This window comes from Streptomyces roseofulvus, assembly GCF_039534915.1.
Lineage (GTDB): Bacteria > Actinomycetota > Actinomycetes > Streptomycetales > Streptomycetaceae > Streptomyces > Streptomyces roseofulvus.
Window position 1 is genome coordinate 5,533,698 of the sequence record NZ_BAAAWE010000001.1, and the last position, 15,872, is coordinate 5,549,569.

Here is a 15,872-nt window from a genome sequence, read left to right on the forward strand (position 1 = left end):
TTCGGGTGCTTCGCCGTCACAAAAGGTGAACCATAGGCCCGAGGGAAGACGATGACCGAGCAGAACCAGAGCGGGCGCGCACGCGGAGGCGCCACCGGACGCCGCCGCAAACCGCCCGCCAAACGCCGCCGCCGGGTGGGCATAGCCGTGTCCGGCGCCACCGCCGTGCTCGTCCTGGCCGGCGCCGGACTCGGCTACGTGTTCCTCAAGCTCGACGGGAACATCCAGGGCGTCGACATCAACGCCCAGCTGGGCACCGACCGCCCCAAGAACGTCGACAACGGCTCGATGGACATCCTCGTCCTCGGCTCCGACTCCCGCTCCGGCGACAACGGCGCCTACGGCAAGGACGAGGGCGGCGCCCGCTCCGACACCGCGATGGTCGTCCACGTCTACGAGGGCCACAAGAAGGCGAGCGTCGTCTCCATCCCGCGCGACACCCTCGTCGACCGCCCCGCCTGCACCGACGGACGGGGCACCGAGGTCGCCGGCGAGAGCCGCGCCATGTTCAACACCGCGTATGAGGTCGGCGGCCCCGCCTGCGCCGTCAAGACCGTCGAGGCGATGTCCGGCATCCGCATGGACCACTACATCGAGGTCGACTTCACCGGCTTCAAGAAGCTCATCGACACCCTCGGCGGCGTCGAGATCACCACCACCCGGGCCATCAGGGACTCCAAGAGCCATCTCGACCTGGAGCCCGGCACCCACACCCTGGACGGCGAGCAGTCCCTCGGCCTGGTCCGCACCCGCAAGAGCGTCGGCGACGGCAGCGACCTCGGCCGCATCCAGCTCCAGCAGGCCTTCATGAAGGCGTTCATCGACCAGGTCAAGGGCATCGGCCTCGGCACCAACCCCAAGAAGCTCCTGGACGTCGCCGACGCCGCCACCAAGGCCATCACCCCGGACTCCGAGCTCGACTCCGTCCAGGAGCTGATGGGCTTCGCCCAGGGCCTCACCGGCATCTCCGCCGGGAACGTCCACATGGTGACCCTCCCCGTCCGGTACGACCCCGTGGACCCCAACCGGGTCGTGCCCGTCGAGGAGAAGGCGAAGCAGGTCTGGACGGCCCTCGAGGGCGACCTCCCGATCCCCGCCTCCGCCACGAAGGACACCGCCACGGGCAAGGCCGACGGCGTCGTCCGCTAGCCCCGCGGACCCCCGGGGAATACCGGCGCTCGCACCCCGGTTTGGGGAGATGCGGCCGGTCCTGGCAGACTGGTACGTCGGCCCCGGTTCACGTCCGCCGCAACCCGCGGCGACGACCCGGCGCCCTCCCGGAACTAGGAGACACCTTGAAGCGCGAGATTCACCCCGAGTACGTCGAGACCCAGGTCAGCTGCACCTGTGGCGCGTCGTTCACCACCCGCAGCACCCTCACCGAGGGCACCATCCGTGCCGAGGTCTGCTCCGAGTGCCACCCGTTCTACACGGGCAAGCAGAAGATCCTCGACACGGGTGGCCGCGTCGCCCGCTTCGAGGCCCGCTTCGGCAAGGCCGCCGGCTCCGCCAAGAAGTAGCGAGCCCCCGCGCCGGTCATCGGCCGCCCCCGAGCGGGGCGGCCGGGACCGGCGCTTTGGCGTCCCCGTAGCAACTGACGAAACCAGGAGCCCGAAGATGTTCGAGGCGGTCGAGGAACTGGTCGGCGAGCACGCCGACCTCGAGAAGAAGCTCGCCGACCCGTCGGTCCACGCCGACCAGGCCAACGCGCGCAAGCTGAACAAGCGCTACGCCGAGCTGACCCCGATCGTCGGCACGTACCGCTCCTGGAAGCAGACCGGGGACGACATCGAGACCGCGCGCGAGTTCGCGCACGACGATCCCGACTTCGCCGCCGAGGTCAAGGAGCTGGAGAAGCAGCGCGAGGAGCTCACCGAGAAGCTCCGCCTCCTGCTGATCCCGCGCGACCCCAGCGACGACAAGGACGTCATCCTGGAGATCAAGGCCGGCGCCGGCGGCGACGAGTCCGCCCTGTTCGCCGGTGACCTGCTCCGGATGTACCTCCGCTACGCCGAGCGCGTCGGCTGGAAGACCGAGATCATCGACGCCACCGAGTCCGAGCTCGGCGGCTACAAGGACGTCCAGGTCGCCGTGAAGACCAAGGGCGGCAACGGCGCCACCGAGCCCGGCCAGGGCGTCTGGGCCCGTCTCAAGTACGAGGGCGGCGTCCACCGCGTGCAGCGCGTGCCCGCCACCGAGTCGCAGGGCCGCATCCACACCTCCGCCGCCGGCGTGCTCGTCACCCCGGAGGCCGAGGAGGTCGACGTCGAGATCCACGCCAACGACCTGCGCATCGACGTCTACCGCTCCTCCGGCCCCGGCGGCCAGTCGGTCAACACCACCGACTCCGCGGTCCGCATCACCCACCTGCCGACCGGCATCGTCGCCTCCTGCCAGAACGAGAAGAGCCAGCTCCAGAACAAGGAGCAGGCCATGCGCATCCTGCGCTCCCGGCTCCTCGCCGCCGCCCAGGAGAAGGCCGAGGCCGAGGCCGCCGACGCCCGCCGCAGCCAGGTCCGCACGGTCGACCGCTCCGAGAAGATCCGCACGTACAACTTCCCGGAGAACCGCATCTCCGACCACCGCGTCGGCTTCAAGGCGTACAACCTCGACCAGGTCCTCGACGGCGAGCTCGACGCCGTCATCCAGGCGTGCGTCGACGCCGACTCGGCGGCGAAGCTCGCCGCGACCTGAGCAAGGCCGTTCCCCAGCCCCACCCCGCACCACGGAGGACCGCGTGAACCTGCTGCTCGCCGAGGTGGCCCAGGCCACCCAGCGGCTGGCCGACGCCGGCGTTCCCTCACCGCGTTTCGACGCCGAGGAGCTCGCCGCGTTCGTGCACGGCGTCAAGCGGGGGGAGCTGCACAACGTCAAGGACGCCGACTTCGACGCCCGCTACTGGGAGGCCATCGCCCGCCGCGAGGCGCGCGAACCCCTGCAGCACATCACCGGGCGGGCGTTCTTCCGCTACCTGGAGCTGCAGGTCGGCCCCGGCGTCTTCGTGCCCCGCCCGGAGACCGAGTCCGTGGTCGGCTGGGCCATAGACGCCGTCCGCGCCATGGACGTGGTCGAGCCGCTCATCGTCGACCTGTGCACCGGCTCCGGCGCCATCGCCCTCGCGATGGCCCAGGAGGTGCCGCGCTCCCGGGTCCACGCCGTCGAGCTGTCCGAGGACGCCCTCGTCTGGACCCGGAAGAACGCCGAGGGCTCCCGCGTCACCGTCCACCAGGGCGACGCGCTCACCGCGCTCCCGGAGCTCAACGGCCAGGTCGACCTGGTCATCTCCAACCCGCCGTACATCCCCCTCACCGAGTGGGAGTACGTCGCCCCCGAGGCCCGCGACCACGACCCCGAGATGGCCCTCTTCTCCGGCGAGGACGGCCTCGACACCATCCGCGGCATCGAGCGCACCGCGCACCGGCTGCTCCGCCCCGGCGGCCTCGTCGTCATCGAGCACGCGGACACCCAGGGCGGCCAGGTGCCGTGGATCTTCAACGAGGAGGCCGGCTGGGCGGACGCCGCCGACCACCCCGACCTCAACAACCGGCCGCGCTTCGCGACCGCCCGCAAGGCGATGCCATGAGCCGGCACCGCACCACCACAGAGGAGGAGCGCGACTGATGGCACGCCGATACGACTGCAACGAGGCGACCGACCGCGCGACCGGCCTGCGCGAAGCCGCGTCGGCCGTCCGCCGCGGCGAGCTCGTCGTGCTCCCCACCGACACCGTGTACGGACTCGGCGCGGACGCCTTCTCCAGCGAGGCCGTCGCGGACCTCGCCACCGCGAAGGGCCGGGGCCGCGGCATGCCCCTGCCCGTCCTCATCGGCTCCCCGAACACCCTGCACGGCCTGGTCACCGACTTCTCCGAGCAGGCGTGGGAGCTCGTCGACGCGTTCTGGCCCGGTCCGCTGACCCTGGTCGCCCGGCACCAGCCGTCCCTCATGTGGGACCTCGGCGACAGCCGCGGCACCGTCGCCATCCGGATGCCGCTCCACCCGGTCGCCATCGAGCTGCTCACCGAGGTCGGCCCGATGGCCGTCACCTCGGCGAACGCCGCCGGGCACCCCGCGCCGGAGGACTGCGACGCCGCCCAGCAGATGCTCGGCGACGCGGTCTCCGTCTACCTCGACGGCGGCCCGACCCCGGGCATCGTCCCCTCCTCCATCGTCGACGTCACGGGCAAGGTCCCGGTGCTGCTGCGCGAGGGCGCGCTGTCACCGGAGGAGCTCCGCAAGGTCGTACCCGACCTCGAGGTGGCCAGTTGACCGCCCCTGAGGGGCGTGGCATAGCGGGGTACGAGCAGCACGTCGGCACCTTCCGCATCCTCCACGTCAGCACCGGCAACGTCTGCCGCTCGCCCATCACCGAGCGGCTGACCCGCCACGCCCTGGGCCAGCGGCTCGGCGACGGGCTCGGCCGGGGCCTCATCGTGGAGAGCGCCGGCACCTGGGGCCACGAGGGCGCCCCCATGGAGACCAACGCGGAACTGGTCCTCGCCGACTTCGGCGCCGACCACAGCGGCTTCGTCGGGCGCGAGCTCCTCGACGAGCACGTCATCCGCGCCGACCTCGTCCTCACCGCGACCCGCGACCACCGCGCGCAGGTCATCTCGATGGGCCACTCGGCCGGCCTGCGCACCTTCACCCTGAAGGAGTTCACCCGGCTGGTCCGCGCCATCGACCCCGCCACCCTCCCGGACCCGCGCGACGGCGTGGTCGAACGCGCGCGCGCCCTGGTCCGCGCGGCCGCGGCTCTACGCGGGTGGCTCCTGGCCCCCTCCGCAGAAGCGGACGAGGTCAACGACCCCTACGGCGCCCCCATCACGGTCTTCCGCTCCATCGGCGACGAGATCCAGGAGGCCCTGGACCCGGTCGTCACGGCCCTGACGGGCGTCCCGACGCGGGGGTGACGCGGGAGCGCGGCCCTGCTGCCCCGGTCCCGGCGGCCGGAGGCCGACGCAGCGCCCCGAAGCCGGGGAGGCCCCCCGGGGCCGATCGGTGCGAGTGGGCGCGTCCAGGACAGGCTCCCGGTCGTCACGGCCCTGACGGGCGTCCCGACGCGGGGGTGACGCGGGAGCGCGGCCCTGCTGCCCCGGCCCCGGCGGCCGGAGGCCGACGCAGCGCCCCGAAGCCCGGGAGGCCCCCCGGGGCCGATCGGTGCGAGAGGGCGCGTCCGGGACAGGCTCCCGGTCGTCACGGCCCTGACGGGTGTCCCGACGCGGGGGTGACGGGGGAGCGCGGCCCTGCTGCCCCGGCCCCGGCGGCCGGAGGCCGACGCAGCGCCCCGAAGCCCGGGAGGCCCCCGGGGCCGATCGGTGCGAGAGGGCGCGTCCAGGACAGGCTCCCGGTCGTCACGGCCCTGACGGGCGTCCCGACGCGGGGGTGACGTCCAGGGGGCGCGGGGGGGACCGCGCGCCTACATTGGTGCTACGTCCCTCCAGGCACGGAGTCAGCCATGTCCGTCAGCGCGCCACCCGATGAGGTCCTCGACGTCCTGCGGCGGCAGGATCCGGAGATCGCCGACGTGCTGCTCGGGGAGGCGCGGCGGCAGGCCGAGACGCTGCAGCTGATCGCGGCGGAGAACTTCACCTCGCCGGCGGTGCTCGCGACGCTGGGGTCGCCGCTCGCGAACAAGTACGCCGAGGGGTACCCCGGCGCCCGGTACCACGGCGGCTGCGCGTACGCCGACGCCGCCGAGCGGATCGCCGTGGAACGGGCCACCGCGCTCTTCGGAGCGGATCACGCGAACCTGCAGCCGCACTCGGGCTCCTCGGCCGTCCTGGCGGCGTACGCGGCCCTTCTCAGGCCCGGTGACACGGTCCTCGCCCTGGGCCTGGACCAGGGCGGGCACCTCACCCACGGTTCGCCGGCGAACTTCTCCGGCCGCTGGTTCGACTTCGTCCCGTACGGCGTCGACCCCGAGACCGGGCTCATCGACTACGAGCAGCTCGCCGCGCTCGCGCGTCACCACCGGCCGAAGGCGATCGTCTGCGGCTCGATCTCCTACCCCCGCCACCCCGACTACGCCCTCTTCCGGGCCGTCGCCGACGAGGTCGGCGCCTATCTGATCGCCGACGCCGCCCACCCCATCGGGCTGGTCGCCGGGGGAGCGGCGCCGAACCCGGTGCCGTACGCCGACGTCGTCTGCGCCACCACCCACAAGGTGCTCCGCGGCCCGCGCGGCGGGATGGTGCTGTGCACGGCGGAGCTGGCCGAGCGGGTGGACCGTGCCGTCTTCCCGTTCACCCAGGGCGGCGCCCAGATGCACACCATCGCCGCGAAGGCGGTGGCCCTGGGGGAGGCGTCCACTCCGGCGTTCACCGCGTACGCCCATCGGGTGGTCGACCACGCGCGCGTGCTGGCGGCCGCGCTCGCCGCGGAGGGCTTCGCGCTGACCACCGGCGGCACCGACACCCACCTCATCACCGCCGACCCCTCCCCGCTCGACGTCGACGGCCGCACCGCCCGCGCCCGGCTCGCCGCGGCCGGCATGGTCCTGGACACCTGCGCGCTGCCCTACGGGGACGGGCGCGGGATCCGGCTGGGCACCGCCGCGATCACCACGCAGGGGATGGGCGCCCCGGAGATGGCCAGGATCGCCGCCCTGTTCACCGCGGCGCTGCGCGATGAACCGGAGGAGACGGCTCGGGTACGGGCCGAGGTACGCGAGCTGACCAGGAGTTTTCCCCCGTATGGACGGTGAGCCGGGGGCGGCCGCAACCGTTCCGCGGCCCCCGGTGTCTCCAACCACATGGACGGCACGGCTAGGGTGTGGGGCTGAGATGGCCAGCGATTCCTGTGGGGACAGCCCGTGCGTGATTACCTGCTGACGCTCTGTGTCACGGCCGCGGTGACCTATCTGCTGACCGGTCCGGTGCGGAAGTTCGCCATCGCGACCGGCGCGATGCCGGAGATCCGCGCGCGGGACGTGCACCGAGAACCGACTCCGCGGCTCGGTGGCATCGCCATGTTCTTCGGTCTCTGCGCGGGCCTGCTCGTCGCCGACCACCTCCAGAACCTCAACAGCGTCTTCGACCAGTCGAACGAGCCGCGGGCGCTGCTCTCCGGCGCCGCGCTGATCTGGCTGATCGGCGTCCTGGACGACAAGTTCGAACTGGACGCGCTGATCAAGCTGGGCGCCCAGATGATCTCGGCCGGCGTCATGGTGGCGCAGGGCCTGACGATCCTGTGGCTGCCCATCCCCGGCGTCGGCACGGTCGCCCTGACCCAGTGGCAGGGCACGCTGCTGACGGTCGCCCTGGTGGTCCTCACGATCAACGCGGTCAACTTCGTGGACGGCCTCGACGGCCTCGCCGCCGGCATGGTCTGCATCGCCACCGGCGCCTTCTTCCTGTACGCGTACCGGCTCTGGTACGGCTACACGATCGAGGCGGCGGCCCCCGCGACCCTCTTCGCCGCGATCCTCATGGGCATGTGCCTGGGCTTCCTCCCGCACAACATGCACCCGGCGCGGATCTTCATGGGCGACTCCGGCTCGATGCTGATCGGGCTGATCCTGGCCGCGTCCGCCATCTCGATCACCGGCCAGGTGGACCCCGACACCCTGAAGATCTTCGAGGGCTCGACCCGCGAGGCCACCCACGCGGCCCTGCCGGTCTTCATCCCGCTGATCCTGCCGCTGACCATCATCGCGATCCCGATGACCGACCTGGTCCTGGCGATCGTGCGGCGCACCTGGAAGGGCCAGTCGCCCTTCGCCGCCGACCGCGGCCACCTGCACCACCGGCTCCTGGAGATCGGCCACTCGCACAGCCGGGCGGTGCTGATCATGTACTTCTGGTCGGCGCTGATCGCCTTCGGCACGCTCGCGTACTCGGTGCACTCGACGTCGATGTGGATCGTGCTGGTCATCACCGTGCTGAGCGCCATCGGTCTGGTGCTCCTCCTGCTGCCGCGCTTCTCGCCGCGGGCGCCCCGCTGGGCGGAGGCCGTCGTCCCGCCGCGGTACCGGCGCCGCAAGCCGGTGCCCGAACCGGAGCCGGAGCACGAGGCCGCCGCGGACGAGCGGGTTCCGGTGCCGGCCGGGCTGCACGGCTCGACGGCCATCGGTCACCGTTCGCGCTTCTCCGACCGGCGGAAGGCCGGAACGCCGAGTTGACGTGGCGTCAAGGACGCCCGTCCGAATGCCGCAGCGGCGCCCAATACCAGACAAGCCACCTCGCTGTCGCGCACAACCGCGCGTTGTAGCCCTCATGTGTGACAGTTGGCACACCCATGAGTAAAGACCTATTCAAATAGTTTGTGATACGGTTCACGAGACCCGGCGACAGTGCCGAAAGACCGTAGTGCGACGGTCTGTTGGCCCCGAGACCCACCTCGGACCGGGCATACGCTCGTCCCTGACGACACCATCGCCCCCTCCAGCAAGCGGAGACACCGCCATGCCTTCCACCGACGCACGCCTTCTTCTCTCGGCCGTCGTACCCACTGCCGCCGTCGGCGCCATCGCCACGGTCGTCAGCGGGATCGTCGCCGGCGGGAAGGGGGCGATCGGCGCCGTGCTCGGCACCCTGGTCGTGATCCTCTTCATGGGCATCGGGATGCTGGTGCTCCAGCGGACGGCAAAGAAACTTCCGCAGCTGTTCCAGGCCATGGGGCTCTTGCTCTACACGACCCAGCTGCTGGTTCTCTTCGTCTTCCTGGCCTTGCTGAAGGGCACCACGGTGTTCGACTTCAAGGCGTTCGCCTTCACGCTGCTCGCGGCGACCGTGGTGTGGGTCGCGGCCCAGGCCCGTGCCTACATGAAGGCCAAGATCGCGTACGTCGAGCCCGAGAAAACGGGTTCGAAGCCGTGAGGGGTAGGGCCGGTATAAAGACGCGTTCTGCTTCCTGCTATCGTCCGGTGCCAACTGCGGCACTGCGGGCGCGGGCATCCGAAGCGGCGCCTGTCCCAGCGCGAGGCTCGATGCCGAACCGCCGCCCCCTTATCCGTAAGACCAGTCCAGTGCCGACCCGCGGCTGCGCGCCGCGCCGACACAACGAGGTTGCCGTACCTATGCGCCACGCTGAAGGAGCCCGCGGTGAGTGCTGACCAGACGCTTGCCTTCGACCCGGATTGCCACATCTTCACCGGATGTGGCTTCCCGGCTCCGGGCCTGCACACGTTCATCTACGAGCCGATCGCGACGTGGGGCAGCTTCGAGCTGACCAAGCCCATGCTGCTCGCGGTCCTGAGCTCGGTCGTGGTGGTCGGTTTCTTCTGGGCGGCCTTCCGCAAGCCGAAGCTGGTCCCCGGCAAGATGCAGATGGTCGGCGAGGCCGGTTACGACTTCGTGCGCCGCGGCATCGTCTACGAGATCATCGGCAAGAAGGACGGCGAGAAGTACGTCCCCTTCATGGTCTCGATGTTCTTCCTCGTCTGGATGATGAACCTCTGGTCGATCATCCCGCTCGCCCAGTTCCCGGTCACCTCGCTGATCGCCTTCCCGGCGGCCCTCGCGCTGATCGTCTACGTGCTCTGGGTGACGCTGACCTTCAAGAAGCACGGCTTCGTCGGCGGCTGGAAGAACATCGTCGGCTGGGACAAGTCGCTCGGCCCGATCCTGCCGCTGGTCGTCGTCCTCGAGTTCTTCTCGAACCTGATCATCCGGCCCTTCACGCACGCGGTCCGACTGTTCGCGAACATGTTCGCCGGTCACCTGCTGATCGTGATGTTCTCGCTGGCCTCCTGGTACCTGCTCAACGGCATCGGCGTCGTCTACGCGGGCACGTCCTTCGTGATGGTCCTCGTGATGACCGCCTTCGAGCTCTTCATCCAGGCCGTCCAGGCGTACGTCTTCGTCCTCCTGGCCTGCAGCTACGTCCAGGGCGCGCTCTCCGAGCACCACTGAGCCCCCTGCCACGGACCAGCTCCTCCACCCACCCCGCAGTCTCCGGTGGCCAACCCCCACCGGGTCCTTGAAAGAGAAGGAAGAACCGGCATGTCCGCTCTCCAGACCCTTGCTGCTGTCGAAGGCAACGTCGCCGCCATCGGTTACGGCCTCGCCGCGATCGGCCCCGGCGTCGGCGTCGGCATCATCTTCGGTAACGGCACCCAGGCCCTCGCCCGCCAGCCCGAGGCGGCCGGCCTGATCCGCACCAACCAGATCATGGGTTTCGCCTTCTGTGAGGCGCTCGCCCTCATCGGCATCGTCATGGGCTTCGTCTACTAAGCCTGCTTCTCGACGACAGCCACATTTTCACGGAAGGCACTGATGTGAACGCTCTGCTTCTTGCGGCCGAGGGGGAGCCCCAGCCCCCCCTCCTCCCGCATCTTGACGAGCTCGTCATCGGCCTGATCGCCTTCGTCATCGTCTTCGGCTTCCTCGCCAAGAAGCTCCTCCCGAACATCAACAAGGTTCTGGTCGAGCGCCGCGAGGCCATCGAGGGTGGCATCGAGAAGGCCGAGTCGGCCCAGATCGAGGCTCAGAGTGTGCTGGAGCAGTACAAGGCACAGCTTGCCGAGGCCCGCCACGAGGCCGCGCGTCTCCGCCAGGAGGCGACGGAGCAGGGCACCGCGATCATCCAGGAGATGAAGGCGGAGGGCCAGCGCCAGCGCGAGGAGATCATCGCCGCCGGCCACACGCAGATCGAGGCCGACCGCAAGGCCGCGGCCGCCTCCCTGCGCCAGGACGTCGGCAAGCTCGCCAGCGACCTGGCCGGCAAGCTGGTCGGCGAGTCCCTCCAGGACACCGCCCTCCAGAGCCGCACGATCGACCGCTTCCTCGACGAGCTCGAGGAGAAGGCTGAGGCCGTCCGATGAACGGAGCGAGCCGTGAGGCACTGGCCGCCGCCCGCGAGTCCCTCGACGCGCTGACCGACAACACCTCGGTCGACGCGACGAAGCTGGCGGACGAGCTGGCCGCAGTCACCGCCCTGCTCGACCGCGAGGTGTCGCTGCGCCGGGTCCTGACCGACCCCGCGCAGGCGGGTGAGGCCAAGGCCGAGCTCGCGCAGCGACTCCTGACCGGTCAGGTGGGCGGGGAGACCGTCGATCTGGTCTCCGGCATGGTCCGGTCCCGCTGGTCGCGCTCGCGCGACCTGGTCGACTCGGTCGAGGAGCTGGCGAACACCGCCGACCTCACCGCGGCCCAGAAGGCGGGCGCCCTCGACTCCGTCGAGGACGAGCTGTTCCGGTTCGGCCGGATCGTGTCCTCCAGCACCGAGCTCCGCTCGGCGCTGACGGACAAGACCGCCACGGCCACCGCCAAGGGCGAGCTGCTCCGCAGCCTGCTCGGCGGAAAGGCCCACTCGACCACCGAGCGTCTGGTCGTCCGTCTGGTGACCCAGCCCCGGGGACGTAGCCTGGAAGCGGGACTCGAGTCCCTGTCCAAGCTCGCCGCGGCGCGCCGGGACCGGATGGTCGCCGTCGTCACCTCGGCGGTCCCGCTGACCGATCAGCAGAAGCAGCGCCTCGGAGGCGTCCTCGCGAAGCTGTACGGCCGCGAGATGCACCTGAACCTGGACGTGGACCCCGCGGTCCTCGGCGGGATCTCGGTGCGAGTCGGTGACGAGGTCATCGACGGCACGGTCTCCGAGCGCCTCGGCGAGGCGAAGCGGCGGCTGGCCGGCTGACGGCAGCAGCCGCCGGCAACACAACACGCATCACAGCGGCCCGGTTGGGCCGTGCAGAGATTGCAGAAGATTCCTGGGGGTCGGCCCCCAGACCCCTTAAGAAACTTCGGGCCCAACAAGGAGAGCAGGGAACCCAGATGGCGGAGCTCACGATCCGGCCGGAGGAGATCCGGGACGCACTGGAGACCTTCGTCCAGTCGTACCAGCCGGACGCGGCCTCGCGCGAGGAGGTCGGCACGGTCAGCCTGGCCGGCGACGGCATCGCGAAGGTCGAGGGTCTTCCCTCGGCCATGGCGAACGAGCTGCTGAAGTTCGAGGACGGCACCCTCGGCCTCGCGCTGAACCTCGAAGAGCGCGAGATCGGCGCGATCGTCCTCGGCGAGTTCAGCGGCATCGAGGAGGGGCAGTCGGTGCAGCGCACCGGCGAGGTCCTCTCCGTCGGCGTCGGCGAGGGATACCTGGGTCGCGTCGTCGACCCGCTCGGCAACCCGATCGACGGTCTCGGCGAGATCGCGACCGAGGGCCGCCGCGCCCTCGAGCTGCAGGCCCCGGGCGTCATGGCCCGTAAGTCGGTCCACGAGCCGATGGAGACCGGCTACAAGGCCGTCGACGCCATGACCCCGGTCGGCCGCGGCCAGCGTCAGCTGATCATCGGCGACCGCCAGACGGGCAAGACCGCCCTGGCCGTCGACACGATCATCAACCAGCGCGACAACTGGCGCTCGGGCGACGTGAACAAGCAGGTCCGCTGCATCTACGTCGCCGTCGGCCAGAAGGGCTCCACCATCGCGTCCGTGCGCGGCGCCCTGGAGGAGGCCGGCGCGCTCGAGTACACGACGATCGTCGCCGCCCCGGCGTCCGACCCGGCCGGCTTCAAGTACCTCGCCCCGTACACCGGCTCGGCCATCGGCCAGCACTGGATGTACCAGGGCAAGCACGTCCTGATCGTCTTCGACGACCTGTCGAAGCAGGCCGACGCCTACCGCGCCGTGTCGCTGCTGCTGCGCCGTCCGCCGGGCCGCGAGGCCTACCCGGGTGACGTCTTCTACCTGCACTCCCGCCTGCTCGAGCGCTGCGCCAAGCTCTCGGACGAGCTGGGTGCCGGCTCGATGACCGGTCTGCCGATCGTCGAGACCAAGGCCAACGACGTCTCGGCGTTCATCCCGACCAACGTCATCTCCATCACCGACGGCCAGTGCTTCCTGGAGTCCGACCTGTTCAACGCCGGCCAGCGCCCGGCCCTGAACGTCGGTATCTCGGTCTCCCGTGTCGGTGGCTCCGCCCAGCACCCGGCCATGAAGCAGATCGCCGGTCGCCTCCGCGTGGACCTCGCCCAGTTCCGTGAGCTGGAGGCGTTCGCCGCCTTCGGTTCCGACCTGGACGCGGCCTCGAAGGCGCAGCTGGAGCGCGGTCAGCGGATGGTCGAGCTGCTCAAGCAGGCTCAGTACCAGCCGATGCCGACCGAGAACCAGGTCGTCTCCGTCTGGGCCGGCACCACCGGCAAGATGGACGACGTCCCGGTCGCCGACATCCGTCGCTTCGAGGCCGAGCTCCTGGCGTACCTCCGCCAGAACCACTCCGGCCTCATGACCTCCATCCGCGAGGGCAAGAAGATGTCGGACGACACCCTGACGGCCGTGGCCGACGCCATCGCGGAGTTCAAGAAGCAGTTCGAGACCTCTGACGGCAAGCTGCTCGGCGAGGACGCTGCCGCTCCCGCCGCCGTCAACGTCTCGAAGTGACGACGGAAGGGACCTGACTCATGGGAGCGCAGCTCCGGGTCTACAAGCGTCGCATCAAATCCGTCACCGCGACGAAGAAGATCACCAAGGCGATGGAGATGATCGCCGCCTCGCGCGTGGTCAAGGCTCAGCGCAAGGTGCAGTCGTCGACCCCGTACGCCACCGAGCTCACCCGCGCGGTGACCGCGGTGGCCACGGGCGCCAACGACAAGCACCCGCTGACCACCGAGGCCGAGAACCCGACCCGCGCCGCGGTTCTGCTCCTGTCGAGCGACCGCGGCCTGGCCGGCGCCTTCAACTCCAACGCCATCAAGGCGGCGGAGCAGCTCATCAAGCGGCTGGAGGGCGAGGGCAAGGCGGTCGACATCTACGTCGTCGGCCGTCGTGGCATCGCGCACTTCAACTTCCGTGAGCGCAAGCTGGCCGACACGTGGGCGGGCTTCACGGACGAGCCGACGTACGCGGACGCCAAGCGGATCGGCGAGCCGCTGATCGAGGCGATCGAGAAGGCGACGGCCGAGGGTGGTGTGGACGAGCTCCACATCGTCTACACCGAGTTCGTCTCGATGATGACGCAGACGGCGGTCGAGGCCCGGCTGCTGCCCCTCAGCCTCGACGAGGTGGCGAAGGAGGCCGGCGAGACGGACACGCTCCGTCCGCTGTACGACTTCGAGCCGTCGGCGGAGGACGTCCTGGACGCCCTCCTGCCGCGCTACGTCGAGAGCCGCATCTACAACGCGCTGCTCCAGTCGTCGGCGTCGAAGCACGCCGCGACGCGGCGCGCGATGAAGTCGGCGACCGACAACGCGGGCGAGCTGATCACCAGCCTGACCCGACTTGCCAACGCGGCCCGACAGGCCGAAATCACCCAGGAAATCAGCGAGATCGTCGGTGGCTCCGCAGCCCTGGCCGACGCGACCGCGGGGAGTGACAAGTAATGACGACCTCTGTTGAGACCGCCGCTGCCACGGGCCGCGTCGCCCGGGTCATCGGCCCGGTCGTCGACGTGGAGTTCCCCGTCGACGCGATGCCGGAGATCTACAACGCGCTGAACGTCGAGGTTCCGGACTCGGCCGGCGAGGGCACCAAGACGCTGACCCTCGAGGTCGCGCAGCACCTCGGTGACGGCATGGTCCGCACCATCTCGATGCAGCCCACCGACGGTCTGGTCCGCCAGGCCCCCGTGGTCGACACCGGCGACGGCATCACGGTGCCCGTCGGCGACGTCACCAAGGGCCGCGTGTTCAACACGCTCGGTCAGATCCTGAACGAGCCGGAGGCCGAGTCCGAGGTCGGCGAGCGCTGGTCCATCCACCGCAAGGCCCCGGCGTTCGACCAGCTCGAGTCGAAGACCGAGATGTTCGAGACCGGCCTGAAGGTCGTCGACCTTCTCACCCCGTACGTCAAGGGTGGAAAGATCGGTCTGTTCGGTGGCGCCGGTGTCGGCAAGACCGTTCTGATCCAGGAAATGATCATGCGTGTGGCCAAGCTGCACGAGGGTGTTTCCGTGTTCGCCGGTGTCGGCGAGCGTACGCGTGAGGGCAACGACCTCATCGCGGAGATGGAGGACTCGGGCGTCCTCGACAAGACCGCCCTGGTCTTCGGCCAGATGGACGAGCCCCCGGGCACCCGTCTCCGTGTGGCCCTCGCCGGTCTGACCATGGCGGAGTACTTCCGCGATGTGCAGAAGCAGGACGTGCTGTTCTTCATCGACAACATCTTCCGCTTCACCCAGGCCGGTTCCGAGGTGTCGACCCTGCTCGGCCGTATGCCCTCCGCGGTGGGTTACCAGCCGAACCTGGCCGACGAGATGGGTCTCCTCCAGGAGCGCATCACCTCGACCCGTGGTCACTCGATCACCTCGATGCAGGCGATCTACGTCCCCGCCGACGACCTCACCGACCCGGCGCCGGCGACCACCTTCGCCCACCTCGACGCGACGACGGTTCTCTCCCGTCCGATCTCCGAGAAGGGCATCTACCCGGCCGTGGACCCGCTGGACTCCACGTCCCGGATCCTGGACCCGCGCTACATCGCGCAGGACCACTACGACGCCGCCATGCGCGTCAAGGGCATCCTGCAGAAGTACAAGGACCTCCAGGACATCATCGCGATCCTCGGTATCGACGAGCTGAGCGAGGAGGACAAGCTCGTCGTCCACCGCGCCCGCCGTGTCGAGCGCTTCCTGTCGCAGAACACCCACGCCGCCAAGCAGTTCACCGGTGTGGACGGTTCGGACGTTCCGCTCGACGAGTCGATCGCCGCGTTCAACGCGATCTGCGACGGTGAGTTCGACCACTTCCCGGAGCAGGCCTTCTTCATGTGTGGTGGTCTCGAGGACCTCAAGAAGAACGCCAAGGAGCTCGGCGTCTCCTGAGCCCCGTGCTCGCCCGAGGGGGGCGGGATCCGCTCCCGCCCCCCTCACCACGCCCCCTAGCTGCATCCTCCGGCTCTCACCCGCCGGGGGCGGGCTCCGGCACTTCGGTGCCGGGCGCCCTACTAGACTTTGACCCAACACCCGGCCGGCCCGCCGGGTGGTGAACCGAGGAGCCCA

At 70.1% G+C, this 15,872-nt stretch carries 16 protein-coding genes; all 16 read left to right on the forward strand.

The window, feature by feature from the left end:
* Positions 1–51: 51 nt before the first annotated feature.
* Positions 52–1,149 carry an LCP family protein gene (locus ABFY03_RS25750; RefSeq protein WP_319009573.1) on the forward strand — a complete coding sequence of 366 codons (1,098 nt, stop codon included), beginning with the start codon at positions 52–54 and terminating at the stop codon, positions 1,147–1,149.
* 146 nt (positions 1,150–1,295) lie between these two features.
* Positions 1,296–1,520 carry a 50S ribosomal protein L31 gene (gene rpmE / locus ABFY03_RS25755; RefSeq protein ID WP_030761597.1) on the forward strand — a complete coding sequence of 75 codons (225 nt, stop codon included), beginning with the start codon at positions 1,296–1,298 and terminating at the stop codon, positions 1,518–1,520.
* 97 nt (positions 1,521–1,617) lie between these two features.
* On the forward strand, positions 1,618–2,694 hold the full coding sequence (gene prfA / locus ABFY03_RS25760; RefSeq protein WP_031006268.1) for a peptide chain release factor 1: 1,077 nt from the start codon (positions 1,618–1,620) through the stop codon (positions 2,692–2,694).
* Between the two features lie 43 nt (positions 2,695–2,737).
* Positions 2,738–3,583 carry a peptide chain release factor N(5)-glutamine methyltransferase gene (prmC, locus tag ABFY03_RS25765; RefSeq protein WP_031006266.1) on the forward strand — a complete coding sequence of 282 codons (846 nt, stop codon included), beginning with the start codon at positions 2,738–2,740 and terminating at the stop codon, positions 3,581–3,583.
* 37 nt (positions 3,584–3,620) lie between these two features.
* A complete protein-coding gene (locus ABFY03_RS25770; protein ID WP_319009572.1) occupies positions 3,621–4,268 on the forward strand; it encodes an L-threonylcarbamoyladenylate synthase in 648 nt (215 codons plus the stop codon).
* Positions 4,265–4,912: an arsenate reductase/protein-tyrosine-phosphatase family protein gene (locus ABFY03_RS25775; RefSeq protein WP_319009571.1), complete on the forward strand. Its 648-nt coding sequence runs from the start codon at positions 4,265–4,267 to the stop codon at positions 4,910–4,912. Before ABFY03_RS25770 ends, ABFY03_RS25775 begins: the two co-directional genes overlap by 4 nt.
* Positions 4,913–5,457: 545 nt before the next feature.
* A complete protein-coding gene (locus ABFY03_RS25780; RefSeq protein WP_346170946.1) occupies positions 5,458–6,705 on the forward strand; it encodes a serine hydroxymethyltransferase in 1,248 nt (415 codons plus the stop codon).
* Positions 6,706–6,813: 108 nt separating this feature from the next.
* Entirely contained in the window at positions 6,814–8,121 is a 1,308-nt protein-coding gene (locus ABFY03_RS25785) for an MraY family glycosyltransferase (protein ID WP_031006257.1), read from the forward strand.
* Positions 8,122–8,404: 283 nt separating this feature from the next.
* Complete coding sequence (locus ABFY03_RS25790; protein ID WP_031006255.1) at positions 8,405–8,818, forward strand: Cg1360 family ATP-synthase-associated protein; 414 nt, start codon at positions 8,405–8,407, stop codon at positions 8,816–8,818.
* A 225-nt stretch (positions 8,819–9,043) separates the two neighbouring features.
* Positions 9,044–9,853 (forward strand): F0F1 ATP synthase subunit A, encoded by an 810-nt coding sequence (gene atpB, locus ABFY03_RS25795; protein ID WP_319009569.1) that lies wholly within the window; start codon positions 9,044–9,046, stop codon positions 9,851–9,853.
* A gap of 90 nt (positions 9,854–9,943) precedes the next feature.
* Positions 9,944–10,174, forward strand: coding sequence for an ATP synthase F0 subunit C (gene atpE, locus ABFY03_RS25800; RefSeq protein WP_006346597.1), 231 nt, complete (start codon positions 9,944–9,946; stop codon positions 10,172–10,174).
* 44 nt (positions 10,175–10,218) lie between these two features.
* Positions 10,219–10,764, forward strand: coding sequence for a F0F1 ATP synthase subunit B (locus ABFY03_RS25805; RefSeq protein WP_319009568.1), 546 nt, complete (start codon positions 10,219–10,221; stop codon positions 10,762–10,764).
* A complete protein-coding gene (locus ABFY03_RS25810; protein WP_319009567.1) occupies positions 10,761–11,576 on the forward strand; it encodes a F0F1 ATP synthase subunit delta in 816 nt (271 codons plus the stop codon). Before ABFY03_RS25805 ends, ABFY03_RS25810 begins: the two co-directional genes overlap by 4 nt.
* A gap of 137 nt (positions 11,577–11,713) precedes the next feature.
* Positions 11,714–13,318 carry a F0F1 ATP synthase subunit alpha gene (atpA, locus tag ABFY03_RS25815; RefSeq protein ID WP_031006246.1) on the forward strand — a complete coding sequence of 535 codons (1,605 nt, stop codon included), beginning with the start codon at positions 11,714–11,716 and terminating at the stop codon, positions 13,316–13,318.
* A 20-nt stretch (positions 13,319–13,338) separates the two neighbouring features.
* Positions 13,339–14,256 (forward strand): F0F1 ATP synthase subunit gamma, encoded by a 918-nt coding sequence (locus ABFY03_RS25820; RefSeq protein ID WP_319009566.1) that lies wholly within the window; start codon positions 13,339–13,341, stop codon positions 14,254–14,256.
* Positions 14,256–15,695 carry a F0F1 ATP synthase subunit beta gene (gene atpD / locus ABFY03_RS25825; protein WP_031006242.1) on the forward strand — a complete coding sequence of 480 codons (1,440 nt, stop codon included), beginning with the start codon at positions 14,256–14,258 and terminating at the stop codon, positions 15,693–15,695. Before ABFY03_RS25820 ends, atpD begins: the two co-directional genes overlap by 1 nt.
* Positions 15,696–15,872: the final 177 nt, after the last annotated feature.